Annotated in this window: 33 protein-coding genes and 1 pseudogene; 31 read left to right on the top strand and 3 right to left on the bottom strand. The window is 51.8% G+C overall.

The features are described 5' to 3' along the window. Window positions 1–79: 79 nt before the first annotated feature. From NBA72_RS10855 to NBA72_RS10845, 3 genes are all read right to left on the bottom strand, one after another. Complete coding sequence (locus tag NBA72_RS10855) at window positions 80–907, bottom strand: YfdQ family protein (RefSeq protein WP_023223560.1); 828 nt, start codon at window positions 905–907, stop codon at window positions 80–82. 57 nt (window positions 908–964) lie between these two features. After that, entirely contained in the window at window positions 965–1,336 is a 372-nt protein-coding gene (locus NBA72_RS10850) for a hypothetical protein (RefSeq protein WP_000997190.1), read from the bottom strand. Window positions 1,337–2,150: 814 nt separating this feature from the next. Then, on the bottom strand, window positions 2,151–2,846 hold the full coding sequence (locus tag NBA72_RS10845) for an XRE family transcriptional regulator (RefSeq protein ID WP_001020640.1): 696 nt from the start codon (window positions 2,844–2,846) through the stop codon (window positions 2,151–2,153). 97 nt (window positions 2,847–2,943) lie between these two features. On the opposite strand from NBA72_RS10845, the gene NBA72_RS10840 reads away from it, so the two are divergent. From NBA72_RS10840 to NBA72_RS10690, 31 genes and pseudogenes are all read left to right on the top strand, one after another. Beyond that, window positions 2,944–3,168 (top strand): helix-turn-helix domain-containing protein, encoded by a 225-nt coding sequence (locus NBA72_RS10840; RefSeq protein ID WP_001191666.1) that lies wholly within the window; start codon window positions 2,944–2,946, stop codon window positions 3,166–3,168. A gap of 28 nt (window positions 3,169–3,196) precedes the next feature. Continuing rightward, window positions 3,197–3,751 carry a YmfL family putative regulatory protein gene (locus tag NBA72_RS10835; protein WP_000509731.1) on the top strand — a complete coding sequence of 185 codons (555 nt, stop codon included), beginning with the start codon at window positions 3,197–3,199 and terminating at the stop codon, window positions 3,749–3,751. Beyond that, entirely contained in the window at window positions 3,748–4,902 is a 1,155-nt protein-coding gene (locus NBA72_RS10830; protein WP_031606483.1) for a Rha family phage regulatory protein, read from the top strand. The genes NBA72_RS10835 and NBA72_RS10830 overlap by 4 nt, the downstream gene beginning before the upstream one ends. After that, on the top strand, window positions 4,899–5,123 hold the full coding sequence (locus tag NBA72_RS10825) for a hypothetical protein (RefSeq protein ID WP_023223562.1): 225 nt from the start codon (window positions 4,899–4,901) through the stop codon (window positions 5,121–5,123). The genes NBA72_RS10830 and NBA72_RS10825 overlap by 4 nt, the downstream gene beginning before the upstream one ends. Continuing rightward, entirely contained in the window at window positions 5,120–6,064 is a 945-nt protein-coding gene (locus NBA72_RS10820; RefSeq protein WP_023223563.1) for a helix-turn-helix domain-containing protein, read from the top strand. The genes NBA72_RS10825 and NBA72_RS10820 overlap by 4 nt, the downstream gene beginning before the upstream one ends. 1 nt (window position 6,065) lies before the next feature. Continuing rightward, window positions 6,066–6,548: a PerC family transcriptional regulator gene (locus NBA72_RS10815; protein WP_001669427.1), complete on the top strand. Its 483-nt coding sequence runs from the start codon at window positions 6,066–6,068 to the stop codon at window positions 6,546–6,548. Further along, on the top strand, window positions 6,548–7,441 hold the full coding sequence (locus NBA72_RS10810; protein WP_023223564.1) for a phage N-6-adenine-methyltransferase: 894 nt from the start codon (window positions 6,548–6,550) through the stop codon (window positions 7,439–7,441). The genes NBA72_RS10815 and NBA72_RS10810 overlap by 1 nt, the downstream gene beginning before the upstream one ends. After that, complete coding sequence (locus NBA72_RS10805) at window positions 7,438–7,827, top strand: RusA family crossover junction endodeoxyribonuclease (RefSeq protein ID WP_000767086.1); 390 nt, start codon at window positions 7,438–7,440, stop codon at window positions 7,825–7,827. Before NBA72_RS10810 ends, NBA72_RS10805 begins: the two co-directional genes overlap by 4 nt. A gap of 16 nt (window positions 7,828–7,843) precedes the next feature. Next, a complete protein-coding gene (locus NBA72_RS10800) occupies window positions 7,844–8,704 on the top strand; it encodes a KilA-N domain-containing protein (protein ID WP_023223565.1) in 861 nt (286 codons plus the stop codon). A 7-nt stretch (window positions 8,705–8,711) separates the two neighbouring features. Next, entirely contained in the window at window positions 8,712–9,701 is a 990-nt protein-coding gene (locus NBA72_RS10795; RefSeq protein WP_006762306.1) for a DUF968 domain-containing protein, read from the top strand. Between the two features lie 14 nt (window positions 9,702–9,715). Beyond that, window positions 9,716–10,294 carry a DUF1133 family protein gene (locus NBA72_RS10790; RefSeq protein WP_023195405.1) on the top strand — a complete coding sequence of 193 codons (579 nt, stop codon included), beginning with the start codon at window positions 9,716–9,718 and terminating at the stop codon, window positions 10,292–10,294. A 224-nt stretch (window positions 10,295–10,518) separates the two neighbouring features. Further along, window positions 10,519–10,938: a hypothetical protein gene (locus tag NBA72_RS10785; RefSeq protein ID WP_001539755.1), complete on the top strand. Its 420-nt coding sequence runs from the start codon at window positions 10,519–10,521 to the stop codon at window positions 10,936–10,938. A 79-nt stretch (window positions 10,939–11,017) separates the two neighbouring features. Next, a pseudogene (locus NBA72_RS10780) lies at window positions 11,018–11,329 on the top strand (site-specific DNA-methyltransferase); the annotation flags it as partial. 109 nt (window positions 11,330–11,438) lie between these two features. Continuing rightward, window positions 11,439–11,828 (top strand): phage holin family protein, encoded by a 390-nt coding sequence (locus tag NBA72_RS10775; protein WP_001294873.1) that lies wholly within the window; start codon window positions 11,439–11,441, stop codon window positions 11,826–11,828. Beyond that, window positions 11,815–12,096 (top strand): phage holin family protein, encoded by a 282-nt coding sequence (locus NBA72_RS10770; protein WP_000226306.1) that lies wholly within the window; start codon window positions 11,815–11,817, stop codon window positions 12,094–12,096. The genes NBA72_RS10775 and NBA72_RS10770 overlap by 14 nt, the downstream gene beginning before the upstream one ends. Further along, window positions 12,096–12,710, top strand: a complete 615-nt coding sequence (locus NBA72_RS10765; protein WP_023195402.1) for a glycoside hydrolase family 19 protein — start codon at window positions 12,096–12,098, stop codon at window positions 12,708–12,710. The genes NBA72_RS10770 and NBA72_RS10765 overlap by 1 nt, the downstream gene beginning before the upstream one ends. Beyond that, complete coding sequence (locus tag NBA72_RS10760; RefSeq protein ID WP_000636436.1) at window positions 12,707–13,249, top strand: DUF2514 family protein; 543 nt, start codon at window positions 12,707–12,709, stop codon at window positions 13,247–13,249. The genes NBA72_RS10765 and NBA72_RS10760 overlap by 4 nt, the downstream gene beginning before the upstream one ends. 102 nt (window positions 13,250–13,351) lie before the next feature. Continuing rightward, on the top strand, window positions 13,352–13,855 hold the full coding sequence (locus NBA72_RS10755; protein WP_023223568.1) for a hypothetical protein: 504 nt from the start codon (window positions 13,352–13,354) through the stop codon (window positions 13,853–13,855). A gap of 22 nt (window positions 13,856–13,877) precedes the next feature. Further along, a complete protein-coding gene (locus NBA72_RS10750; protein ID WP_023223569.1) occupies window positions 13,878–14,069 on the top strand; it encodes a hypothetical protein in 192 nt (63 codons plus the stop codon). Between the two features lie 44 nt (window positions 14,070–14,113). Further along, complete coding sequence (locus NBA72_RS10745; RefSeq protein WP_001102153.1) at window positions 14,114–14,659, top strand: terminase small subunit; 546 nt, start codon at window positions 14,114–14,116, stop codon at window positions 14,657–14,659. Continuing rightward, window positions 14,631–16,562 carry a phage terminase large subunit family protein gene (locus NBA72_RS10740; protein ID WP_023223570.1) on the top strand — a complete coding sequence of 644 codons (1,932 nt, stop codon included), beginning with the start codon at window positions 14,631–14,633 and terminating at the stop codon, window positions 16,560–16,562. Before NBA72_RS10745 ends, NBA72_RS10740 begins: the two co-directional genes overlap by 29 nt. Further along, window positions 16,546–16,749, top strand: a complete 204-nt coding sequence (locus NBA72_RS10735; protein ID WP_000201415.1) for a phage head-tail joining protein — start codon at window positions 16,546–16,548, stop codon at window positions 16,747–16,749. Before NBA72_RS10740 ends, NBA72_RS10735 begins: the two co-directional genes overlap by 17 nt. Beyond that, window positions 16,746–18,326 carry a phage portal protein gene (locus NBA72_RS10730; protein ID WP_042949161.1) on the top strand — a complete coding sequence of 527 codons (1,581 nt, stop codon included), beginning with the start codon at window positions 16,746–16,748 and terminating at the stop codon, window positions 18,324–18,326. Before NBA72_RS10735 ends, NBA72_RS10730 begins: the two co-directional genes overlap by 4 nt. Beyond that, complete coding sequence (locus tag NBA72_RS10725) at window positions 18,316–19,812, top strand: S49 family peptidase (protein WP_006669512.1); 1,497 nt, start codon at window positions 18,316–18,318, stop codon at window positions 19,810–19,812. The genes NBA72_RS10730 and NBA72_RS10725 overlap by 11 nt, the downstream gene beginning before the upstream one ends. Window positions 19,813–19,824: 12 nt before the next feature. Next, complete coding sequence (locus NBA72_RS10720; RefSeq protein WP_000011260.1) at window positions 19,825–20,172, top strand: head decoration protein; 348 nt, start codon at window positions 19,825–19,827, stop codon at window positions 20,170–20,172. 54 nt (window positions 20,173–20,226) lie between these two features. Next, window positions 20,227–21,255: a major capsid protein gene (locus NBA72_RS10715; RefSeq protein ID WP_023223571.1), complete on the top strand. Its 1,029-nt coding sequence runs from the start codon at window positions 20,227–20,229 to the stop codon at window positions 21,253–21,255. 57 nt (window positions 21,256–21,312) lie between these two features. Then, window positions 21,313–21,678 (top strand): DNA-packaging protein FI, encoded by a 366-nt coding sequence (locus NBA72_RS10710; RefSeq protein ID WP_000201485.1) that lies wholly within the window; start codon window positions 21,313–21,315, stop codon window positions 21,676–21,678. 10 nt (window positions 21,679–21,688) lie between these two features. After that, entirely contained in the window at window positions 21,689–22,066 is a 378-nt protein-coding gene (locus tag NBA72_RS10705; protein WP_000083293.1) for a head-tail joining protein, read from the top strand. Next, window positions 22,053–22,631, top strand: a complete 579-nt coding sequence (locus NBA72_RS10700; protein WP_000677089.1) for a phage tail protein — start codon at window positions 22,053–22,055, stop codon at window positions 22,629–22,631. Before NBA72_RS10705 ends, NBA72_RS10700 begins: the two co-directional genes overlap by 14 nt. After that, complete coding sequence (locus NBA72_RS10695) at window positions 22,628–23,029, top strand: phage minor tail U family protein (RefSeq protein WP_000033885.1); 402 nt, start codon at window positions 22,628–22,630, stop codon at window positions 23,027–23,029. Before NBA72_RS10700 ends, NBA72_RS10695 begins: the two co-directional genes overlap by 4 nt. 7 nt (window positions 23,030–23,036) lie before the next feature. Beyond that, window positions 23,037–23,783, top strand: coding sequence for a phage tail tube protein (locus NBA72_RS10690; protein WP_000971954.1), 747 nt, complete (start codon window positions 23,037–23,039; stop codon window positions 23,781–23,783). Window positions 23,784–23,788 lie beyond the last annotated feature (5 nt).

Raw genomic sequence — 23,788 nt, 5'->3', positions numbered from 1 at the left:
ATCCCTCGCCGGGTGGCGATAATTAACAGAATTACACTTCAATAAATCCCCGCGGCGCCGGGGATTTAATGCAGAGCAATTACGCTTTAAAGTTACCGATGAACGTTTCTACTGATTCACCGTCGAATTTGCTGATCAGCAGGTCGCGGAATTCATTGGCGATCGCTTCCTCCTGCGCTTCCAGTTGTACGATACGCAGAACAAAGCGAGGTTCATCACCGGTCAACAGGCTGTTGCGGAGGCTGAACGCACGTTCACCGAGACCCTCATATGGAACACATTTGAACTCAAAAGCCACCGGCATAACGTCTTTGCTGCTGGCCTCAATGCTTTGCATAAGGGATTTCTTACCGCTGAAATCGCCATCTTCATGATCCTGCTGGGTTGCCTGTTGGATCGTAATGCGGCGAACAGCCTGGGCAGCCTGTGAAATCTGCATTGTGTTACCGTCAGAATCGAACGCCTGGAGATAATCGCTCCAGTCTTCAAGCCATTCGGCGATCTGTTTTTGTTTCAGGCGTTCCCCGTTGATCTGGAGCAGGGCGCGGAATGGTGCAGTCTGTTTCAGCGTGATAGAAGCAACGTTGTCTGCATGACCGGGGTTATCCAGCGTACCAATATTGAAAACTGAGCGAGCTGTCATATGGTCAGCATCAATAAAGCAGCGTGCTTTTTCGGTTGCACTGGCATAGCCCTTTGAATAACGGACAAAGTCTTCAATGCTGGTGGTAGTCATGGCGCCGCGGAAGCGGAAACGCTCCAGAGCAAAGCGTTCGAGGCTTTCAACACCTGTCCCGGCAGGCAATAATGCTGTCGGGCAAGCCAGCCCCTGAATATCGTTCAGGTGATAGCCAGAAAGAACCAGGTCTTTTACCTGCTGAAAAGTGCCGCTGTCTAACTGAGACATAAAAATTCCTTATTAACTAATGATCGAAGTGGTGGCAGTGAATTGGTTAGCTGCGGTTCACTGAGCCGCTTTAAGCTTTCCGTCAGTAGTGCCTTTAATACTGAACAGTTGACCCTGATCTTCCTGCAGTATGGTGAGCTTTCCGCCCTTGTTAACCCACATTGGGGTTTCTGTTGTGTCCTCTTCTGACGCTTTACCGCGCGGCGTCGGAGTGCTGTACTGCAGCTTGTGTTTAATTTTGACGCGCTTCTCTTCGACTGAATTTCCCATGCGCTCAAAATCAAAGGTGAGGACTACCTTGCCTTTATTGCCGTTATTCAGAACGCCTAATCCGACAGTATTCAGCGCTGCCGCGATTTTGTTCATGAACACGCCGGCATCCAGTTCGCCCAGAAAGTCGGGCACTACGGTCATGCGGTCATCATTCATCGTTAACCCCTCAAGATGGCGGTTGCCACCGCCAGTTGGTTTCTCCACAAAACAGAAAAGAGCACCTGCTATAACAGCTTTCCGGGTGGATTGGGTAATGAGCCCGTCGCGCGGAGATGCTCTTTTCTGTTGTGTAAAAAGGTCGGCGTCACGGCAGAACACTGTCGCCTTCCTCCTGTTGTTGGAAGAGCCGGACGCCGACAAGACTTCACACAGCAATAACGTTGTGGTGCCGGGTGCCTCCCGGTATCTGGCGAAGGTTGCACGCCAGACGGGTGCTTAACTACAGAGGATCGACTATCAGCTTCAACCTTACCCGCGTGCGCTGAGCCGCATTCACCACAACGATAAGAGTTCTCTCTCTTAACAGAAGCGCTTTACCGCGCGGAAAAACTCTTATCTGTTGCTCTCCTGAAAAAGCTGGCGGTTTCCGCTAACGTAATGGAACGGGCCGCCAGAATATCGCTTGCACTGGCTACAGGTATCTTCGGGCGGGGCACCGATGACCAGTCGGTACAACCCCTACGGTATTTACACTCCGACGCCGTGGGTTAAACGGCTCCGTGTTGTCGGCTGAGTTATCTGTTGCTGGTGGTCAACCCAGTTCCGCAACCCCTCCCGAAGACACCTTTCAGCGAATCATCCGGTCATTCGTATGCCACCGGCGGCTACTTCGTGGGCGTCCTGCCTGTTCGCTGCTCTATGAATGCAAATTACATTTAAATTGCACATTGCGCAAGTATAAAATTGCGATATATGCAATTTTGAGTCAAAAAAAAAGCCACCATAATGGTGGCCTTGTCGACGCTTTCTATTAATTGTGTCGTTTGAGTGACTGCGTCTGGCTTATCAGAACCTTGCCAAAAACGCCGAACCTGCACTCATTGTCTTTGGTAATACTCCATTCCCTGTAGTTAGTGTTATCAGATATCACCAATAATTTATCGGGGATCATCTGCAGCCTTTTTACGTATATTTTATCATCAAAGCCAAAGACATAGATGCCATCACCATCGAACTGGTTGATGCTTATATCGACAAAAATAAGATCTCCCGGTTCAATTGTTGGCGCCATGCTGTCACCGCGCACGTTAATCACTTTAAGCTCAGCGGCAGGGCGCCCGCCAAACATAGCTAATGCTTTGTCCTTGTTATATTCGATAGCATGGATTACATCGATAACATCACCGCCCTGAATGAGTCCATTACCGGCGCTTGCACTGACATCCAGTATCTCGATACGGAACAAATCCTTCACGTTAGCTGAATCCTTCCTCATATCACTGTGTTTACATACAGTATTACCTTTTGAGTCTGAGGTAAAGAGTTCTGCTATATCAACACCTAAGCAGTCAGCCAGCCTAGAAAGTGTTTGTTCGGTGAATTGCTTTTGCTTGCCAGTCTCCAGACGAGAGATGTTTGCGGCATCCACGCCGATGGCTTCTGCTAGCTCAGCAATTTTCATGTTCTTCGCGCGGCGAAGTTGTCTGACACGGTTTCCTATATTCATGCGTTCATTACATTAATTTTTTGCGCATTGTGCAAATCAACTTGCGCAAATTTGCTGTATGAAATAACATGCGATATACGCAAAAGAAGGAGGTTTTATGCAATCACCATTGAGAAAATTGCGGAAATCGCATGGTTATACGTTACAGCACGTCGCTAAAGGGGTTCAGGTTGATCCTGCAACATTAAGCCGGGTTGAAAGATGCGAGCAGGCTCCTTCAACAGAGCTTGCTGAGCGCCTGGCTCAATTTTACGCCGGAGAAATTAGCGAGATGCAAATTTTGTATCCAAACAGATATCAGCTTAGTGATTCAGCGATTTGACCGCCACCACAGCAGAAGGAGTAGATCCGTGGGACATGAACCTGAATGGAAAGTTGAAAAGCAGCCCCGCTGGCTGGTGGCTGCGATTAAAAAGACGATTTCCAGTCTGCATGGCGGTTATGAAGAAGCTGCGGAATGGCTGGATGTCACCAAAGATGCTCTGTTTAACCGCCTGCGTACTGGTGGTGATCAGATCTTCCCGATTGGGTGGGCGCTGGTACTGCAACGTGCCGGAGGAACCTATCACCTGGCACATTCAGTAGCCAGGGCATCAGGTGGCGTTTTTGTTCCGCTGGCAGATATGGAAGAAGTGGATAACGCAGATATTAATCAGCGCCTGCTGGAAGCGATTGAGCAGATCACCAGTTATTCCCAGCAAATCAGGGTAGCTATCGAAGATGGCGTTATTGAGCCACATGAAAAAGCCGTGATTGATGAGGAGTTGTATCAGGCGATCGCAAAGCTGCAACAGCATTCGACACTGGTATACAGAGTTTTTTGCGCGCCAGAAAAGGGTGACGCCCGCGAGTGTGCAGCTCCGGGCGCCGTGGCGTCAAATTTTATGGAGAAAACCAACGCATGAACAGTTTAACGGTAAATAACCGTTTGTCGCAACAACCGGGGATGTATGAGCACCGGCCGTTGCGTCATGAATGCAGATTACCAAATAGTCTGGTCGTGCGTAACCACAGGGAACACAGCCTGACCGTGGGGGGTGAATCGTGCAGGAGCTTAACCGCTGGTTTCGGGATGGAAGGGGACTTTATGTCCATGTCATTCGCTGGGAACCAGAAACTGAGCGCGTTATCTATCTGCGCAAGGGCTACCCGCATGAGTGTTTTAGCCCGTTGTGGAAATTCAGGCGTGATTTTGTTGAGTGTGAAGCGCCAGGAACACATTGATTCTGCAATTCCGGGACGTTACACTGTTCAGGCACCTTATAAAGCGGGTGCCGGGATTGGCGTCCTGGAAATACACACGGCGACAAATGACGCCCCAGCGTCTTTTTTATTGTCGCAGCTCGGCTATATCCAAATTATGGTGGGCTGGGTGGGGGCACCGCAAGGTGCGCCGGTTTCCGTGTGTGCCGGTTACGCCAACCCTGCTCAGTTCACCACCAGTGAAATTGGCGTTTCCGGTGGTGGAGGATTTTTACCACACACGGAGGCTGCCATCATGGCTACTGTCCCAACCCTCGCTCAACCTGAAATTAGAATTATTAACGGCCAAGCCGTTACTTCCTCCCTGGCTGTTGCCGACTACTTCATCAAGCGTCACGCTGATGTTATCCGTAAAATAGAATCTCTCGAATGTTCCACTCTATTTCGTCAACGCAATTTTGCGTTTACATCGATTTCAATAAATCAGCCCAACGGCGGTACCCGCAAACTCCCATGCTATCAAATAACACGCGATGGTTTTGCGTTCCTGGCAATGGGTTTCACTGGTAAACGTGCTGCTCAGTTTAAAGAGGCATACATCAACGCCTTTAACCAGATGGAGAAACAACTTTCAACTCCATCGGTGCTGAGCGATGCAGCACATAATGCCAGCGTTCTTTATTCCTACATTTCATCCATTCATCAGGTCTGGTTACAGCAGCTTTATCCCATGCTGGAAAAAGTGGAATCTCCGCTGGCCGTAAGCCTGTACGACCGCATCAATGACGCTGCGGCGCTTGCGAGCCTTATCAATATGACACTGAACCGTTCAGAGGTAAGGGGGCGCAAATGATCCGGAATATTTTTAATCGGTTCACCAGCCAACGTTTTCATTGCCCTCGTCCAGGACAGTGGTACAGCACACCAGAAGGGTACGTACTGCGTATTAGCCTGGTTGATCGTGAATGTCAGAAGGTTGTCTGTGAGCCTCTTGGGCGTAATTACCGCGTCAACATGCCGCTTATTGCCTTTCGTTCCGGCAAAAACATGAAGCATCTCGGAGGTGCTGCATGAGCACTAAATTAACAGGTTATGTGTGGGATGCCTGTGCAGCTTCGGGAATGAAATTATCCAGTGTGGCTATCATGGCTCGCCTGGCTGATTTCAGCAATGACGAAGGGGTCTGCTGGCCATCCATTGAGACAATTTCTCGTCAGCTTGGGGCCGGGGTAAGTACAGTCAGAACGGCGATAGCAAAACTGGAAGCTGACGGCTGGTTATCACGTAAAGCCAGACGTCAGGGAAACCGTAATGCCTCCAATGTTTATCAGCTAAATGTGGCAAAGCTGCAGGCGGCTGCATTTGCTCACCTGTCAGATCCTGACCAGTCAAAATCTGACCCATCAGAATCTGACGCATCAAAATCTGACCCGTCGAAATCTGGCAAAAACGGCGGTTTTGACCCGTCAGAATCTGGCGGGGATCCGTCAGTAAAATCAAAACAAGATCCACAAGTTAATAAAACCCCTTCTTGTCCGGACGCTTCGCAACCGGACCAGCAGATGACAGACCAGGAGTTTTTAACCCGTCATCCGGATGCCGCTGTGTTGAGCCCTAAAAAGCGTCAGTGGGGAACGCAGGACGATTTGACCTGTGCTCAGTGGATCTGGAAAAAAATCATCGCCCTGTACGAACAGGCCGCGGAGAGTGACGGCGAGCTGGTTCGTCCGAAGGAACCTAACTGGACCGTCTGGGCAAATGAAATTCGCCTGATGTGTGCTCAGGACGGGCGTACCCACAAACAGATCTGCGAAATGTACAGCCGGGTCAGCCGTGATCCGTTCTGGTGCCGTAACATTCTCAGCCCCTCAAAGCTCCGGGAAAAGTGGGATGAATTGTCACTGCGTTTGTCCGCACCCACCGGCGGACGTTTCGAAAACCGTGAAGATCCGATGTTCAAATCCAGCTACGGGAATGTGGATTACAGCCAGATCCCGACAGGGTTCAGGGGGTGATATGAGTCTTATGGGAGACGTTCAGAAATTCATTGAATCCCATCCGGGATGTACTTCCAGCGATATAGCGAATGCTTTTGCAGATTTCCCGCGTAAAAGCGTCCTGCAGTCGGCAAGTAAGTTACGCCAGTGCGGGCGTGTTGCTCATCGCTTTGAAGGTAAAACTCGCAGGCATTTTGCTCTTGAGACAGACATACAGCCGGATCAGGAGCCAGATATCGGGACTAAACCTGTGCGGAGCTGTTATGTCGGAACCAACGACCCGCAGGTGATTATGCATCTGATACGTCAGGCAGAAACACTGGAGTCGGGAGGGTTGTTCCGTCGTGCAGCTACGGTATGGATGGAGGCATTCCGGGAGAGTCATATCCCGTCGGAACGTAGCGCCTTTCTGGCGCGCCGTGAACGGTGTTTGCGGAAGAGCAGAAAGTATGTTGCATCAGGTAGTGAGTGGTATCTGTCAGGGAATTATGTGGGGTCTTAATGAGCAATAAATATTGCCAGGCGCTGGCAGAACTGCGCAACAAATCAGCACATGAACTGAAAGAAGTCGGCGATCAGTGGCGGACACCAGACCTGCTTTTTTGGGGCATTAATGCGATGTTCGGTCCCCTAACGCTGGATCTCTTTGCTGACGACGATAACGCTAAGTGCCCTGTGTGGTACACCGCCGATGATAACGCGCTGGTACAAGATTGGGCTGAAATGCTGGAGTCAATCGGCGGGGCCGCATTCGGTAATCCACCCTATAGCCGCTCTCAGTACCACGAGAAGCAGGCGATCACCTGCATGACCCACATCATGGATCACACAATGGCGATGCGTGAAAAGGGTGGGCGTTACGTATTCCTCATTAAAGCAGCGACAAGTGAAACGTGGTGGCCGGAAGACGCTGACCACATCATGTTTATCCGCGGTCGTATTGGTTTCGATCTCCCAGTGTGGTTTGTTCCTGCGGACAATAAGCAGAAACCCACTGGTGCTTTCTTTGCTGGCGCCATTGCAATCTTCGATAAATCCTGGCGCGGCGAGCATTTCAGCTACATCAGCCGTACCGAACTGGAGGAAAAAGGGAAGGCGTTTATGTCACTGGTCGAATTTGCTGCGGGAAAGGTTCAGCCACCAGCCACCACGGTTCCAGAGCAAGAAGAACCCATTGTAGCGCCAGCAGTATTACCTGATGTGGATTCGCGTATCTGGCCGCTTGAGGTTGGTCTGGTGTTCAACCAGGTTGAGGGGGCGGATTCTCTGGGCGCATTACAGCAGAACAAGCTGAAAGCCAACATTAATCAACTCTGGCTGGAACGAACGGCCACCAGCGAAATCATTACTGCAGCTTCTGAACTTGTTTGCAATATGCGGGGAGAGGCCGTGTGAAACTGATCCTGCCTTTTCCTCCGAGCGTGAACACTTACTGGCGCGCCCCTAACAAGGGGCCGCTGGCCGGTCGTCACCTCATTAGCGCTGATGGCCGTAAATACCAGAGCGCTGCCTGCGTGGCGATCATTGAGCAATTACGACGTCTCCCGAAGCCATCGACTGAACTAGCAGCGGTAGAAATCATCCTGTATCCGCCAGATAAGCGGATCAGGGATTTGGACAATTACAACAAAGCGCTGTTCGACGCACTGACTCACGCAGGAGTCTGGGAGGACGACAGCCAGGTAAAGAGAATGCTGGTGGAGTGGGGACCAGTTTTCCCGAAGGGGAAGGTAGAAATCACGATCACGAAATTTGAAACAGGGGCGGGTGCAGCCGCCTGAAAATGGAGAAAGAAGCATGAATAATTTAATGGTCATTGATGGTATCGAAGTTCGCCGCGACGTTCATGGGCGCTATTGTCTTAACGATTTGCACCGTGCTGCTGGTGGAGAGCAGAAATATCGTCCGAAATACTGGCTTGATAATAAGCAAACCCGTGACCTGATTGAGCAACTTTTCACCGAGGGCGGAATTCCACCCTCGGAACAAAATCAATCTGTTAGCTTTTTTCAGGGCGGTAGTGATACCCGAAGTTTGGTACGTGCTCCAGTAAATACTATTCGCGGTGGTGCTGAACAAGGTACATACGTATGCAAAGAACTGGTGTTTGCTTATGCAATGTGGATCAGCCCGTCTTTCCATCTCAAGGTGATCCGTACGTTCGATCGGATTACTAGTGTGCCACAAACATCTTCTGGTATGGCTGCCGATAAGATGCAGGCGGGGGTGATTCTGCTGGGTTTTATGCGCAAAGAGTTAAACCTGTCCAATTCATCGGTACTGGGCGCGTGTCAGAAACTCCAGGAGGCAGTGGGACTACCTAACCTGGCGCCACAATATGCCATTGATGCTCCGGCGGGCGCGCTGGATGGTTCAAGCCGCCCGACGCTGGCACTGAGCGCGCTGTTAAAACAGCATGGTATCCGGATGACGGCTAATCAGGCGTATCAGCAGTTAGCAAAGCTGGGTGTTGTTGAACATCGTGAGCGTTACAGTCGCTCCGCGATTAACGGCATTAAAAAATTCTGGTCGCTGACGGCGAAAGGCTGCATGTTTGGCAAAAACATCACCAGCCCGGCAAACCCTCGCGAGACGCAGCCGCATTTCTTCGAGTCCAAATTTCCTGAGCTGCTGAAGCTGCTCGATACCGTTCATTGAGGTGATCGTGAGAGCGTTACTGACCCCTGAAATTGCTCCTCGTATGGGCGTTGTATTGTTCAGGCCGGGATCGGAACTGATGCCCCTGTTTATGCAGGGGCGTGTTCTGCTTGAACCAGAGCCGGAGCAATATTCATCTTTCGCCTGCGGCGCGGTCCCGGCGGTATCACAGCCGCTGGCGGATGATCCTGCTGTTCGTGATGTGTTCTGTAATGAGTCGGTTATCTATCGTGCTGGTGGTCTGGATAGTCTGGAAAGCTGGCTACTCCGGGGGAATGGCTGTCAGTGGCCGCATTCAGACTGGCACAGCGAACAGATGACAACCATGCGCCACGCTCCGGGGGCAATCCGACTGTGCTGGCACTGCGATAACCTGCTGCGCGAACAGTTTACGGAACGGCTGAAATCAATAGCTGTGGAGAACACGACAAAATGGGTTTTATCGGTTGTTTGTCGTGATCTGGGTTTTGACGATATGCACGCAGTTACTCTCCCGGAACTGTGCTGGTGGATGGTACGCAATGACCTGGCAGAAGTCTTGCCGGAGAGCGCTGCGAGAAAAGCATTAAGGATGCCGAAGGCAATTGTCCAGTCAGCTACCCGTGAAAGTGAAATTGTTCCCTCGATGCCGGCCACCAGCATTGTACAGGATAAGGCGAAAAAGGTACTGGCGCTCAGGGTTGATCCGGAATCGCCGGAAAGCTTCATGTTACGTCCGAAACGCCATCGATGGGTCAATGAGAGATATACCCGCTGGGTTAAATCCCAGCCGTGCGCCTGCTGCGGGAAGCAGGCGGATGATCCGCACCACCTGATAGGCCACGGTCAGGGAGGGATGGGAACAAAGGCGCATGACCTCTTTGTGCTGCCGTTGTGCAGAACGCATCATAATGAGTTACATGCGGACACCGTGGCATTCGAAGAGAAATACGGCTCTCAACTGGAGTTGATATTTCGTTTTATCGATCGCGCGCTGGCAATTGGCGTGCTGGCGTAAATGGAGAACGCTTAATGATTAATCCTTCTGAAGTTGGTAAGTCTGGTGAAATGGTTCGCCTCCGGACTCTTGAAAGTATCTGGATACAAGGCAAGCTTCGAATGTGGGGGCGCTGGTCATATATTGGTGGTGGTAGTGGTGGGAATATGTTTAACCAGCTTCTGTCATCCGGGAAGATAACTAAAACCGCTATTAACGACGCTCTTCGTCGGATGAAAAAATCTGGCATTACTAAGCCAGAGCTGGAGGCCTTTCTTCGTGAAATACTCGACAGCAAAAATAAGTCAGGATTAGCATTTTGTTCTGACGAGGAGGGATTGAAAATAGACGGTGTTATTGGCACCACTCTGGTTAGAGAAGGTCATTCAGGACTTTACAGCATCATAGTGAATCGATATCGCCTGCGTAAGAGCAAACGCCTTATGGCTGAAGAACTACAGGTAAAACACCCGGAATGGTGTTATATGACTTGCCGCCGACGTATTGACTCCTGGCTAAGTCTTGCCGAATCCATGCTATACGCGCCAATGTGTGACAAATTTGGCACAAATAGCGACAGATTTTACTTGAAAAGTGAGCCAGTAAATGATTGAATTGTGATAGGCTCGGGACGGTAAAGCGAACTGAGCAACACACACAAGCCCGCCACTGAGCGGGTTTTTTTGTACCTGAAACATCACAAAACAGAAAAATGCGTTGGTATCCCTAAAAAAATCTTTTTATCATTTTTGGTGGTTGGACAAAAACGTATATCTACGATCCAACGAGGGAATCATTATTAAATGAATGAGTTCATAGGATGTTTTGGGATATCAGTATGATGAAAAAAATACTAATCACAGCGATCGGTTTTAGTATAGTTGGTTGCGCAGGGATGAAATTACCCGACTATACACAAGTAAAATCAAGCCCGTATTATGCTGAGTGTCGTGAGTTTGCAATGGGTGTTTATAAAAACGATGGCTATAGTAAGTTGGGCAATACGGTTATTCTGAGCATGGATGATGCTAAGGCAAGATATATCGTGACGGGATGTGTAGTAGCTATGGGGAAAAATAACATAGAGGAAGTTAAATCAGACCTCTCAAGCAAGGGCGTGTCTTTTGGAATGGTGAGTGGTGCTTGCTATAATGCAGCGTGTAAAGTTGATACCGAACAACAAATGAAAGCCTACACACTTGGAAGCTATTACGCTGCAACTAAGAAATTCCCCGGTCAGATGAAAGCAGAATTTTAAGGCAACCTGGAAAACCCGCATTGCGCGGGTTTTTGTATCCGAAACTACCTGGCATTTCTTAAGTCGCAGATAGTCATAACTGCTGGAAGAGTACAAATCGCTCTGGCGTTACTTCACTGTTTCAGCATCTATACCTTACACCTATGTCTGGGAATATAAACCTGTTCAGTTTTACCCAGGAAAACATCCATGTGAAAAACCAGCTGATATGCTGCTGCAAATTATTAATGCCAGCAGTAAACCCGCCGATCTTGTTGCTGATTTTTTCATGGGCTCCGGTTCAACCGTAAAGGCAGCGCTGTTATCAGGGCGGCGTGCGATTAGCGTTGAACTGGAAACAGAAAGGTTTAGTCAGACGGTCAGTGAGGTAGAGGCTTTGGCAAAACGTTAAAGGTCTCACAATGTGAGCCTGATCGGGCTAAAGGCTCACATTCCGATCGCCTACAGGTGATCTCCTTCCCCTCATTTCTGAGAGGACTCACATAACAAGAGGGGGCTTAATGTCCGAACCTGTATCCAGTGCGACAGTGTTGGCTGGTGGATTAATGGGGGCCAGTGTATTCGGTCTGGCGACCGGAACCGATTATGGTGTGGTATTCGGTGCTTTTGCCGGCGCGGTGTTTTATGTCGCCACGGCAACCAACATCGGACGCATCAGGCTGGTCGCTTATTTTATAACATCATTTATTGTGGGAGTGCTTGGCGCCGGGCTGATAGGTACTAAGCTTGCGGCAATAACGCATTATGAAAAACCACTGGATGCTCTTGGCGCAGTGATTATTTCTGCAATGTGTATAAAGTTTCTCACTTTTCTTAACAGTCAGGATCTGAACAGCCTGTTCAGTATTCTTTCTCGTATCAGGGGAGGGGGATCAAATGGTAGCAAATGACCCTTCTGCAGTTCTGAATGCCGTAATTTGTGGGGTAATAGTAATCGTTCTGATGTTTTACCGACGCGGTGATGCGGCACACCGCCCCCTGATTTCGTTACTGGCCTATGTCATGGTGCTGGTATATGCCAGCGTCCCTTTCCGGTTTGTTTTTGGTTTATATGAATCATCCCACTGGCTGGTGGTGATGGTGAATATCCTTATCTGCGCTGCTGTGCTGTGGGCTCGCGGTAATGTGGCGCGTCTGGTTGATGCACTGAGGCACTGATGAATCAACAACAATTTCAGCAAGCGGCTGGTATTAGCGCCGGGATTTCTGCGCGCTGGTATCCGCATATTACGGCGGCAATGAGCGAATTCGGTATTACTGCGCCATTGGATCAGGCCATGTTCATTGCACAAACGGGACATGAATCAGCAGGATTTACTGTTCTGAAGGAAAGCTTCAATTATTCGGTGGAGGCACTGAAAAATACGTTTGGTAAACGCCTGACGACTTATCAGTGCGAAATGCTGGGGCGTATTGATGGTCGCCAGGTTGCCCACCAGCCACAAATAGCCAATCTGGTTTATGGCGGCCGCATGGGCAACAAAGACGCCGGAGATGGCTGGAAGTATCGTGGGCGTGGGCTTATCCAGATTACCGGGCTGGAGAATTACACCAGATGTGGCGTTGCCCTGAAACTGGATCTGGTGGCGAATCCGGGACAGCTTGAGCTGGAACGTCATGCCGCCCGATCCGCAGCGTGGTTTTTTGTGACTAAAGGGTGTCTGAAATACTCCGGCGACATGGTACGCGTTACGCAGATAATCAACGGAGGACAGAACGGTATTGGTGATCGGCGGGAGCGCTTTGAGAAAGCAAAATCGGTGCTCGTATGATAGTACTGCTGAAATTGCTTAAAAAATTCTGGAAGCCATTAGCAGAAATACTGCTGGTGGCTTTTTTGTTATGTGCTGGTGCGTACTGGTGTTATTCACGAGGTTATCAGAAGGCAGATTCATCCTGGAAATTCCAGTGGGCGCAACGAGACCTTACCGATGCGACCGCCGCATTGCAGCAAGAAGTAACCGAAAGAGCGAAAGAGCAGCGTCGCCAGCACGCCGCAGATGAAGAACGGAAAAGAGCCGATGAAGAACTGGCAAAAATACAGGCCGATGCTGATGCTGCTGAGCGTGCTCGCGGTGGGCTGCAACAGCAGCTCGCAGCAGTACAACGGCAACTTGCAGGAAGTGAAACCGGCAGGCTTTCCGCTCTTGCCGCAGCAAGCCAGGCAAAAGCCGAGACCGGAATACTGCTCGCCCAGTTGCTTGGCGAAGCTGACGATCTGGCGGGAAAGTTCGCAAAAGAGGCTGATGAGCGTTATGTCGCCGGAAGCACATGCGAACGTACCTGGGACAAAGTGACCGGGCAGAACTGAAACCTGATAACAAGGAAAATTAATGAAGGCAAAATTATTCGTACTGGCCTTGGTATGTGTGTCCCTCGCCGGTTGTACAACGCTTTATTATCGGTAATGACTATGCGCCGTATATTAGCCACCGCTGCCGCACTTTGTCTTGGCGGCTGCATTACTGTGTATGGTCCGGTTAAAACAGGAGGGCAGCAACAGCAGGACAGCCAGGCCGGGCAGCAGCCAGGGGTGAGCGAACAGATATCGACCTCATTCATCGGTAACCGTAAACCGGATGAGTTGCTGAATGCCGTGGCGCTGTATTTCAGGGAGAAGGCCATCACAGCCAGTGTTAATGACCAGACCACAGGGATTATCGCCGGTACCGGGGATGACCCGGAACTGAGCTCGTTGTATCTGGACTGTTCACTGTTACCGCAGACACAAAATATACAGGAGCATTACCGTATTGTCGCGCAGGTCTGGAGTGCCGGTGAAGGCAGTAATGTTTCGGTAATGGTGACAGGCACTGCCGGACTGGATACTGCCGACGGTAACGATAAGGTGAAGCCGGTTGAGTGTAAAAGTACCGGGATATTTGAGAAGGATTTGCTGGAACGGTTACGTAAGTAAGCATTACAGCAGGGGCTAATCCGTGGGAGGACATCAATCTTTACGGGTCCTTTCCGGCAGTCAGGGACATTACGGGGCGGCAGCGTCGCAGGATTTCACTCCTTATGAAAATTTTCAGGGAAAAGCCAGATCCGTTCTTCTTATCGTTTATTTCCTGTTTTTAAAGGTTTTTTTAGAAAAAAGAAAGGATCTGCTGGATAACGTTTTTAGTTAAAAACGAAGATCGCAGATCCTTTCCTGTTTCCGGGAGACTTTTCCATGAACGTGAACAAAAAAAAACTGGCTGAAATTTTTGGTTGTGACGTCAGAACTGTCACAGCCTGGCAAAGCCAGGGGCTGCCACTTGTTTCCGGAGGAGGAAAAGGTAACGAAGCAGTGTTCGACACCGCGGCAGCGATTTCATGGTACGCGGAGCGTGATGCGTCTATTGAAAATGAAAAGCTGCGTAAAGAGGTTGATGATTTACGTGCCGCTGCGGAATCAGATCTTAATCCCGGCACCATCGACTATGAGCGCTACCGCCTGACAAAAGCTCAGGCGGATGCGCAGGAACTTAAAAATGCTGAGCGCGAAGGGCTGGTTCTTGAGACCGAACTGTTCACCTACATCCTGCAACGGGTGGCTCAGGAAATAGCAGGGATACTGTCAAGGGTACCGCTGGTATTACAGCGCAAATATCCTGATCTGTGCCAGTCGCACATCGATGTGGTCAGAACGGAAATCGCCAGGGCGTCAGGCAGGGCCGCCACGATAGCGGATGTGGAGAAGTGGACCGATGATTTCCGGAGAGCGCAGGGCGAATAATGCCAACAGAGCCATTACTAACGGGCTGATAGCGCTTCATATTCCCGTACCGCTTACCACCGTGCAGTGGGCTGATAAGTATTACTATCTGCCAAAAGAGTCCTCCTACACCCCCGGCAAATGGGAAACGCTGCCGTTTCAGGTAGCGATAATGAACGCGATGGGGTATGAACTGATCCGCGTTGTAAACCTCATTAAGTCTGCCCGCGTGGGCTATACCAAAATGTTGCTGGGGGTGGAAGGCTATTTCATAGAGCACAAGTCGCGCAACAGCCTGCTGTTCCAGCCGACCGACTCATCCGCTGAGGATTTTATGAAATCCCACGTGGAGCCGACTATCAGGGATGTTCCTGTATTGCTGGAGCTGGCCCCCTGGTTCGGGCGTAAACATCGTGATAACACGCTCACCCTGAAACGCTTTTCTTCCGGTGTCGGGTTCTGGTGCCTCGGCGGTGCAGCAGCCAAAAACTACCGTGAAAAATCGGTGGATGTGGTCTGCTATGACGAATTGTCATCTTTTGAGCCGGATGTCGAGAAAGAAGGTTCGCCGACGCTGCTGGGGGATAAACGTATTGAAGGTTCTGTCTGGCCTAAATCCATTCGGGGCTCCACACCAAAAGTCAAAGGGTCATGCCAGATTGAAAAGGCGGCAAATGAATCGGCGCATTTTATGCGTTTTCATGTACCGTGTCCGCACTGTGGCGAAGAACAGTACCTTAAATTCGGTGATGGCAGTACGCCGTTCGGTCTGAAATGGGAGAAAAGCAAGCCGGAGACGGTGTATTACCTTTGTGAACATAATGGATGCGTGATCCGTCAATCGGAACTTGATCAGAAAGCAGGCCGCTGGATTTGCGATAACACAGGCATGTGGACACGCGATGGACTGGCTTATTTCAGCGCGTCCGGTGAGGAGGTTCCGCCGCCACGATCCATTACCTTTCATATCTGGACGGCTTACAGTCCCTTTACCACCTGGATACAGATTATTTATGACTGGCTGGATGCGCTGAAAGATCCAAATGGTGTGAAAACCTTTATAAACACCACGTTGGGCGAGCCTTATGAAGAGGCGGTGGCCGAAAAACTCAGCCATGAGCTTTTGCTGGAAAAAGTGATTCATTATGCGGCGCCGGTTCCGGAGCGGGTGGTGTATCTGACCGCTGGTATCGACTCCCAGCGTAACCGTTATGAAATGTATATCTGGGGCTGGGCGCCGGGCGAAGAGGCTTTCCTTATTGATAAGCAAATTATCATGGGACGGCATGATGATGAAGATACCCTGCAGCGTGTGGATGCCGTCATTAATAAAAAATATCGTCATGCTGACGGGACGGATATTTCCATTTCCCGTATCTGCTGGGATATCGGCGGTATCGATGCAGAAATCGTCTATAAACGCTCAAAAAAACACGGCATTTTCCGCGTGCTGCCTGTCAAAGGGGCCTCCGTTTACGGAAAACCCGTTATTACCATGCCTAAAAAACGCAACCAGAGCGGGGTATTCCTGTGCGAAATCGGTACTGATACTGCCAAAGAAATGCTTTACGCCAGAATGGGGGCGGTTACTGCGCCTGCCGACGAAGCCACGCCTTATGCGATCCGCTTTCCGGATAATCCGGATGTTTTTACGGAGGTGGAAGCGAAGCAACTGGTAGCTGAAGAGCTGGTGGAGAAACTGGTTAACGGAAAATTCCGGCTGTTATGGGATGCCAAAGGACGTCGTAACGAAGCGCTGGATTGTCTTGTCTATGCCAGTGCAGCGTTACGGGTGTCTGTGCAGCGCTGGCAACTGGATCTGGAGGCGCTGGCGACATCAAGGAAAAGCGAAGAGCAGGATACCCCGACACTTGAACAACTGGCCGCAATGCTGGCAGGAGGAGTTAATGGCAACAATCACTGAGCTACAGGAAGCCCGCGTCGCGCTGCATGACCTGATGACGGGAAAACGGGTGGCGACGGTTCAGAAAGACGGGCGACGGGTTGAATTTACCGCGACATCGGTAGGGGATCTGAAAAAATATGTCGCGGAACTTGAGGCGTCACTGTGCAATGGTCGCCGCCGGGCACCTGTGGGGGTGAGACTGTGAAGCGCACCCCGGTTCTGGTGGATGTTCACGGCACGCCGCTGCGGGAAAGTCTGGGATACACCGGCGGGGGGATCGGTTTCGGCGGACAGATGGCTGACTGGATGCCCCCGGCGGAAAGCGTGGATGCCGCGCTGCTGCCTTCGTTGCGCCTCGGCAATGCGCGGGCTGATGATCTGGTCCGTAATAATGGTATTGCAGCAAATGCGGTGGCGCTGCACAAGGATCATATTGTCGGACACCTGTTTCTTATCAGCTATCGTCCAGACTGGCGCTATCTTGGTATGCGTGAGAGCGCAGCGAAGAGTTTTGTGGATGAGGTTGAAGCTGCATGGACAGAATATTGCGATGGTATTTTTGGCGAAATGGATGCCGAGGGGAAGCGTACTTTTACAGAGTTCATCCGTGAAGGCGTGGGCGTTCACGCCTTTAATGGTGAAATTTTTCTCCAGCCTGTCTGGGACGCTGAAACCACGCAGGTTTTCCGTACCCGATTCAAGGCTGTCAGTCCGAAACGGGTGGACACACCGGGGTATGCCCGCGGAAACCGCCAGCTTCGCGCAGGAGTGGAAACGGACCGGAATGGAAAAGCCCTCGCCTATCATGTCTGTGATGATGACTGGCCGGTGGCTGGTGGGGAACGCTGGACCCGTATTCCTCGTTTTCTGCCGTCCGGACGACCCGCGATGTTACATATTTTCGAGCCGGTTGAGGACGGACAGACGCGCGGTGCCAATCAGTTTTACAGTGTGATGGAGCGGCTGAAGATGCTTGATACCCTGCAGGCAACGCAGCTTCAGTCCGCGATTGTCAAAGCCATGTACGCCGCCACGATCGAAAGCGAACTCGATTCCGAGAAAGCCTTTGAATACATCACGGCGGCAGATAACAAAGATACGCCCCTTGTTAACATGCTGGCAAATTATGCCCGCTATTACAGTACCAACAGTATCAAACTGGGCGGTGTAAAAATTCCCCACCTGTACCCGGGTGATGAGCTGAATCTGCAGACTGCGCAGGATTCCGATAATGGCTTTTCAGCGCTGGAGCAGGCGCTGCTCCGGTATATTGCCGCCGGGCTGGGGGTCTCTTATGAGCAGCTTTCGCGTGATTATTCTCAGGTCAGCTATTCCAGCGCCCGCGCATCTGCCAATGAGTCCTGGCGCTATTTCCTGGGGCGGCGCCGGTTCATTGCCGGACGGCTGGCGACACAAATGTTTTCCTGCTGGCTGGAGGAGGCGCTGATACGGGGAGTTATCCGGGCACCCCGGGCCAGGTTTTCCTTCTGGGAGGCCCGATCCAGCTGGAGCCGCTCGGAGTGGATTGGTGCCGGACGTATGGCGATTGACGGACTCAAGGAGGTTCAGGAATCCGTGATGCGTATTGAGGCCGGGCTGAGTACCTATGAAAAAGAACTCGCCATTATGGGCGAGGATTACCAGGAGATATTCCGCCAGCAGGTCAGGGAATCCGAAGAACGGCGGGCAGCCGGACTTTCGCGTCCGGTATGGATCACTGATACCTATCAACAACAGATCGCGGCGAGCCGTCAGACGGAGGAGGAAAAGCGTGCAACGTAATCTCCCGCACATCATCAGCCAGGCAACCAGTGCTCCGTTGCTGCTTGAACCCGCCTATGCGCGGGTTTTCTTTTGCGCGCTGGGCAGGGAGTCAGGCATTAACAGCCTGCACATTCCCGGTAATAACGAAAGTCTGGATCAGTCGGATATGGCACTGGTCACAGGCGATTTTATGGCGACCGGAAAGCCGCAGGCACGTTTTTATCAGGTAGTGAACGGTATTGCGGTATTACCCGTGACCGGAACACTGGTTCATAAACTCGGCGGAATGCGTCCCTTTTCAGGGATGACCGGATATGACGGTGTCACTGCCCGGCTACAACAGGCGGTTTCAGATCCGGAGGTAAAAGGCATTCTGCTGGATATTGACAGTCCCGGCGGTCAGGCTGCCGGGGCGTTTGACTGTGCTGACATGATTTACCGGATGCGCGAACAGAAACCTGTCTGGGCACTGGCAAATGAAACAGCCTGTTCGGCGGCCATGTTGCTGGCGGCAGCCTGTTCGCACCGCCTTGTGACCCAGACGTCCAGAATGGGATCAATTGGTGTGGTGATGGCGCATACCAGCTACGCCGAAAAACTGAAACAGGAAGGGATCGATATCACCCTTATCTATTCTGGCGCACACAAGGCTGATCTGACGCCCAGCCAGAAATTACCGGAAAGCGTCTATGCCGACTACCAGCAGCGAATGGACGAGGCCAGAAAGATGTTTGCAGAAAAAGTGGCCCGGTACACGGGGTTGTCTGTCGATGCGGTAATGGCGACGGAGGCGGCAGTGTATGACGGGCAGGCCATTATCACTACCGGACTGGCAGATGGAATGGTGAATGCTGCTGACGCCATCGGCGTGATGGCAGAAGCTATCAACAGTAACAAGACAGGAGGCACTATGCCTGAATTAAGTGCAGCTGACGCTGTCACGCAGGAAAACCAGCGCGTAATGGGAATTCTGGGTTGCCCGGAGGCCAGGGGGCATGAGGCACTGGCACAGATGCTGGCCGGGCAGCCGGGAATGAGCGTTGCTCAGGCGAAGTCTATTCTGGCTGCCGCCGCGCCGGCGGACACGACCAGCACCGCTGACCGTATCCTTGCCCTGGAAGAAGCTGGTGGTCGGGAAACACTCGCACAGACACTGGCGGCCATGCCAGAGATGACGGTGGAACAGGCCAGAACCATTCTGGCAGCATCGCCGATCGCTGCGGCAACGTCACTTCATGATGCCGTGATGGCGCTTGATGAGGCGAAAGGCCGTGAAGAGTTGGCGGAAAAACTGGCTGTCATGCCTGGTATGACCACAGATCAGGCCCGTGACCTGCTGGCTGCCGCGCCGGACAAATCCGGTAATGCGGGGCTGAGCATGAACAACGCATTTGATGCTTTCATGCAGTCTCATTCCCCGGGCCCCATATCCGGCGGCAAAGGCCACAGTAATGATACCGAAACGACGTTGTTGATGAGTATTCCCGGTACTTCAGCCACCTGATAAGGAGACAGTATGTCATTTACCACCACTATTGAGAAACGTGCGGATAACCGCATTTTCGCCGGTAACGATCCGGCACATACCGCAACGGGAGTCAGCGGTATAACGGCGGCCACACCGATGCTGACGCCCCTGATGCTGGATGATACCACCGGGAAACTGGTGGCCTGGGACGGGCAGAAGGCCGGAACGGCAGTCGGGGTTCTGGCCCTTGAGCTGGACGGGTCGGAAAACCTGCTGACGTACTGGAAGAGCGGCACCTTTGCCACAGAATCACTGGCATGGCCGAAGAGTGTGGATGCCATTAAGCAGGCAAATGCATTCGCCGGAAGCGCCGTCAGTCACGCCGCTTTACCGTAATAAGAAGGCCGCGAAGCGGCCTTTATCGTATTTAACGTCCGGAGGACACCATTTATGGGATTGTTTACCACCCGCCAGTTGCTGGGTTATACCGAGCAGAAAGTTAAATTTAACCCACTCTTCCTGAGCCTGTTTTTTCGCCGTACTGTGACATTTCCTACCCAGGAAGTCATGCTGGACAAAATTACCGGAAAAACACCGATTGCCGCTTATGTATCTCCGGTGGTAGGAGGGAAGGTTCTGCGTAACCGCGGCGGGGAAACGCGCGTACTGCGTCCGGGGTATGTCAAACCGAAGCATGAAGTTAACTATGCGCAGGTTGTTGAGCGTCTGCCGGGTGAAGACCCGGCCAGGCTTAACGATCCGGCCTACCGTCGTCTGCGCATTCTGACCGATAACCTGAAGCAGGAAGAGAAGGCCATCGTCCAGGTGGAGGAGATGCAGGCCGTCAGTGCGGTGCTGAACGGGAAATACACCATGCAGGGCGAGCAGTTTGACACCGTGGAGGTGGATTTTGGTCGCTCCGCCGGGAATAACATTATTCAGGCCACAGGTAAAAAATGGTCAGAGCAGGACAGGGAAACCTTTGACCCGACTTATGATCTGGATATGTACTGCGACCAGGCATCCGGTCTGATCAATATTGCCGTGATGGACGGGAAAGTCTGGCGTCTGCTGAACGGTTTTAAGCTGTTCCGTGAAAAACTGGATACAAGCCGCGGTTCAAATTCTCAGCTGGAAACGGCGGTGAAGGATCTTGGGGCTGTGGTGTCGTTCAAGGGGTATTACGGAGATTTGGCTATTGTGGTGGCTAAAACATCCTATGTTGCTGATAACGGGACCGAAAAGCGTTACCTGCCTGAAGGGACTCTGGTTCTGGGAAATATGGCGGCAGAAGGTATCCGCTGCTATGGTGCCATTCAGGATTCACAGGCGCTCGCGGAGGGTATTGTTGCCGCCACCCGTTATCCCAAACACTGGCTGACGGTGGGGGACCCGGCGAATGAATATACCATGACGCAGTCTGCGCCGCTGATGGTCCTGCCGGACCCGGATGAGTTTGTCATTGTCACTGTCGGTTAAGCATCCCAAAAGGCCTGATTCAGGCCTTTATTGTTACAAATTGCGGGAGGATCTTTTATGGCAACAAAAGAAGAGAATATACAGCGTCTGCGGGAGCTTGCGACGCGGCTTGGTCGTGATCCGGATGTGTCCGGGAGCGCCGCTGAACTCAGCCAGCGTGTCATGGAATGGGAAGAGGAAGCGGAGGCGGAGGCGGAGCATTTGCCTGCTGTGGAAAATGACAGTGATGAATCCATAGTGCCGCCCGGGATCGGGCAAAGATCCGAACGGGTACTTATCAGGGCGCTTCGTACACTACACATCTGCGCCATCGATCCGGACAGTAACCGGGAACTGGATATGGTTATGGCGGGAAACCCGGCGCGTATTTCGCAACACGATGTGGACGAGCTGATTGCTGCAGGACTTATTATTGAACTGTAATGGTGGCGATATGTCGCAGTCCGAAAACCTGTTTGATACCGCGATTTCTCAGGCTGATGATGCCATCCTCCGGGTGATGGGAACGGTAGCAACAATAACCTCCGGCGTTCTGGCAGGGGCCACGCTTACGGGCGTATTTGACGATCCTGAAAGTGTGTCGTATGCCGCCGGAGGTGTCCGGATTGAGGGGGACAAGCCTACATTTTTTGTCAAAACATCCCTGACAGTCCATCTGAAGCGCCCGGACACACTAACCATTCTCGGTGACACCTTCTGGGTGGATCGCATCACTCCGGCTGGTGGAGACAGCAGTATTATTCTGCTGGGCAGGGGGGAGCCGCCGACGGATAACCGGCGCAGGACGGGAGGAATGTTTGAAAGGGCTTGAAAATGCGATCCGGAATCTGAACAGCCTTGACCGGCAGATGGTTCCCCGGGCCAGTATCTGGGCTGTGAATCGCGTGGCGCAGAAAGCTGTTTCAGTGGCAACCCGTAAGGTGGCGCGGGAGACTGTCGCCGGAGATAACCAGGTAAGAGGACTTCCGCTGAAGCTGGTTCGCCAGAGGGTGAGGTTATTTAAAGCCGGTACAGACGGTAAACGCTCTGCCCGGATACGGATTAACCGGGGAAACCTTCCCGCCATAAAGTTGGGCGCTGCACAGGTCAGGATGAGCAAACGGAGGGGAAAACTGCTGTATCGTGGAAGTGTGCTGAAAATCGGGCCATATCTGTTCCGGGATGCCTTTATTCAGCAACTGGCTAACGGACGCTGGCATGTTATGCGACGCGTTAACGGGAAAAACCGTTATCCAATTGATGTAGTGAAAATTCCTCTTTCCGGACCATTGACTCAGGCATTCGAAAGCGCCACACAAAGCTTGATTGACGAGGAAATACCGAAGCAACTGGGGTATGCCCTGAAACAACAACTGAGGCTTTATCTTTCACGATGAGCAAACACACATTAATCCGCCGGGCCGTTCTGGAAAAGCTGGAATCCGTGACTGGCGCACCTGTCACTCTTTTTGATGGACTTCCTGCTTTCGTAGAACAGGAAGATTTACCCGCAATAGCTGTCTGGCTGACAGACGCACAGTATACAGGCCTTATGACCGATGAGGATGACTGGCAGGCTACTCTCCATACGGCAGTTTTTCTGAGGGCTCAGGCTCCTGATACAGAGCTTGATATCTGGATGGAAGAAAAAATCTTTCCTGCGCTGGAAGAGGTTAGTGGTCTGGAGCGCCTTATCGATACCATGACCCCGCTGGGTTATGACTACCAGCGTGACAGCGAAATGGCAACGTGGGGGATGGCAGAAATTACTTACCGGATCACCTATACCAACTGAGGAGGATATGATGGGAACACCAAACCCACTGGTAAAAACGAAAGGCGCCGGAACCACATTCTGGCTGTATACCGGCAGCGGCGATGCGTTTAAAAATCCACTGGCTGATGATGACTGGCTGCGACTGGCAGGTATTAAGGATCTGCAGCCCGGAGAAATGAGTGCAGATGCGGAAGACGATGACTATCTTGATGATGAAAATGCCGACTGGAAAAGCACTACGCAGGGGCAGAAAAGCGTCGGTGACACCACGGCCACGCTGGCCTGGAAACCCGGTGAGACCGGACAGAAAAAACTGGTTGAGCTGTTTGACACCGGCGAAGTTCGCGCCTTCCGTATCAGGTATCCTAACGGGACGGTTGATGTGTTCCGCGGCTGGCTGAGTTCACTGGGTAAAACCGTGACGTCCAAAGAGGTGATGACACGCAGCGTAAAAATCACCGGCGTCGGGCGTCCTTCTCTTGCGGAGGAGGATACACCTGACGTAGTCAGCGTATCCGGCGTGACCGTTGCGCCGGCCAGTGCCACGGTGGCTGCCGGAGCCACCACCACGCTGACATTTACGGTAAAACCTGATAACGCGTCAGATAAAACGCTGCAGGTTGCGACCGCCGATCCGCTGATCGCCACCGTCACGCTGAAGGATAATGTGGCCACGGTTAAAGGCGTGAAGGCGGGCAGCGTGAATATTGTTGGTATCAGCAGTGACGGCAGTCTTGTCGCGGTGGCAGCAGTGACAGTGACGGCGTCATAACCCTC

It is taken from the genome of Salmonella sp. NW1250, from assembly GCF_051812965.1.
GTDB classification, from domain to species: Bacteria; Pseudomonadota; Gammaproteobacteria; order Enterobacterales; family Enterobacteriaceae; genus Salmonella; species Salmonella enterica.
Note: the sequence above shows the minus strand (reverse complement) of the source record. Positions and strands in the feature narration are given on the sequence as shown.

Excerpts from the sequence above, each read along its gene's own strand:
- NBA72_RS10855 (WP_023223560.1), bottom strand. The coding sequence starts at position 907 with ATGTCTCAGTTAGACAGCGGCACTTTTCAGCAGGTAAAAGACCTGGTT.
- NBA72_RS10850 (WP_000997190.1), bottom strand. The coding sequence starts at position 1,336 with ATGAATGATGACCGCATGACCGTAGTGCCCGACTTTCTGGGCGAACTG.
- NBA72_RS10845 (WP_001020640.1), bottom strand. The coding sequence starts at position 2,846 with ATGAATATAGGAAACCGTGTCAGACAACTTCGCCGCGCGAAGAACATG.
- NBA72_RS10840 (WP_001191666.1), top strand. The coding sequence starts at position 2,944 with ATGCAATCACCATTGAGAAAATTGCGGAAATCGCATGGTTATACGTTA.
- NBA72_RS10830 (WP_031606483.1), top strand. The coding sequence starts at position 3,748 with ATGAACAGTTTAACGGTAAATAACCGTTTGTCGCAACAACCGGGGATG.
- NBA72_RS10825 (WP_023223562.1), top strand. The coding sequence starts at position 4,899 with ATGATCCGGAATATTTTTAATCGGTTCACCAGCCAACGTTTTCATTGC.
- NBA72_RS10820 (WP_023223563.1), top strand. The coding sequence starts at position 5,120 with ATGAGCACTAAATTAACAGGTTATGTGTGGGATGCCTGTGCAGCTTCG.
- NBA72_RS10815 (WP_001669427.1), top strand. The coding sequence starts at position 6,066 with ATGAGTCTTATGGGAGACGTTCAGAAATTCATTGAATCCCATCCGGGA.
- NBA72_RS10810 (WP_023223564.1), top strand. The coding sequence starts at position 6,548 with ATGAGCAATAAATATTGCCAGGCGCTGGCAGAACTGCGCAACAAATCA.
- NBA72_RS10800 (WP_023223565.1), top strand. The coding sequence starts at position 7,844 with ATGAATAATTTAATGGTCATTGATGGTATCGAAGTTCGCCGCGACGTT.
- NBA72_RS10790 (WP_023195405.1), top strand. The coding sequence starts at position 9,716 with ATGATTAATCCTTCTGAAGTTGGTAAGTCTGGTGAAATGGTTCGCCTC.
- NBA72_RS10785 (WP_001539755.1), top strand. The coding sequence starts at position 10,519 with ATGATGAAAAAAATACTAATCACAGCGATCGGTTTTAGTATAGTTGGT.
- NBA72_RS10775 (WP_001294873.1), top strand. The coding sequence starts at position 11,439 with ATGTCCGAACCTGTATCCAGTGCGACAGTGTTGGCTGGTGGATTAATG.
- NBA72_RS10770 (WP_000226306.1), top strand. The coding sequence starts at position 11,815 with ATGGTAGCAAATGACCCTTCTGCAGTTCTGAATGCCGTAATTTGTGGG.
- NBA72_RS10765 (WP_023195402.1), top strand. The coding sequence starts at position 12,096 with ATGAATCAACAACAATTTCAGCAAGCGGCTGGTATTAGCGCCGGGATT.
- NBA72_RS10760 (WP_000636436.1), top strand. The coding sequence starts at position 12,707 with ATGATAGTACTGCTGAAATTGCTTAAAAAATTCTGGAAGCCATTAGCA.
- NBA72_RS10755 (WP_023223568.1), top strand. The coding sequence starts at position 13,352 with ATGCGCCGTATATTAGCCACCGCTGCCGCACTTTGTCTTGGCGGCTGC.
- NBA72_RS10745 (WP_001102153.1), top strand. The coding sequence starts at position 14,114 with ATGAACGTGAACAAAAAAAAACTGGCTGAAATTTTTGGTTGTGACGTC.
- NBA72_RS10740 (WP_023223570.1), top strand. The coding sequence starts at position 14,631 with ATGATTTCCGGAGAGCGCAGGGCGAATAATGCCAACAGAGCCATTACT.
- NBA72_RS10735 (WP_000201415.1), top strand. The coding sequence starts at position 16,546 with ATGGCAACAATCACTGAGCTACAGGAAGCCCGCGTCGCGCTGCATGAC.
- NBA72_RS10720 (WP_000011260.1), top strand. The coding sequence starts at position 19,825 with ATGTCATTTACCACCACTATTGAGAAACGTGCGGATAACCGCATTTTC.
- NBA72_RS10715 (WP_023223571.1), top strand. The coding sequence starts at position 20,227 with ATGGGATTGTTTACCACCCGCCAGTTGCTGGGTTATACCGAGCAGAAA.
- NBA72_RS10710 (WP_000201485.1), top strand. The coding sequence starts at position 21,313 with ATGGCAACAAAAGAAGAGAATATACAGCGTCTGCGGGAGCTTGCGACG.
- NBA72_RS10705 (WP_000083293.1), top strand. The coding sequence starts at position 21,689 with ATGTCGCAGTCCGAAAACCTGTTTGATACCGCGATTTCTCAGGCTGAT.
- NBA72_RS10695 (WP_000033885.1), top strand. The coding sequence starts at position 22,628 with ATGAGCAAACACACATTAATCCGCCGGGCCGTTCTGGAAAAGCTGGAA.
- NBA72_RS10690 (WP_000971954.1), top strand. The coding sequence starts at position 23,037 with ATGATGGGAACACCAAACCCACTGGTAAAAACGAAAGGCGCCGGAACC.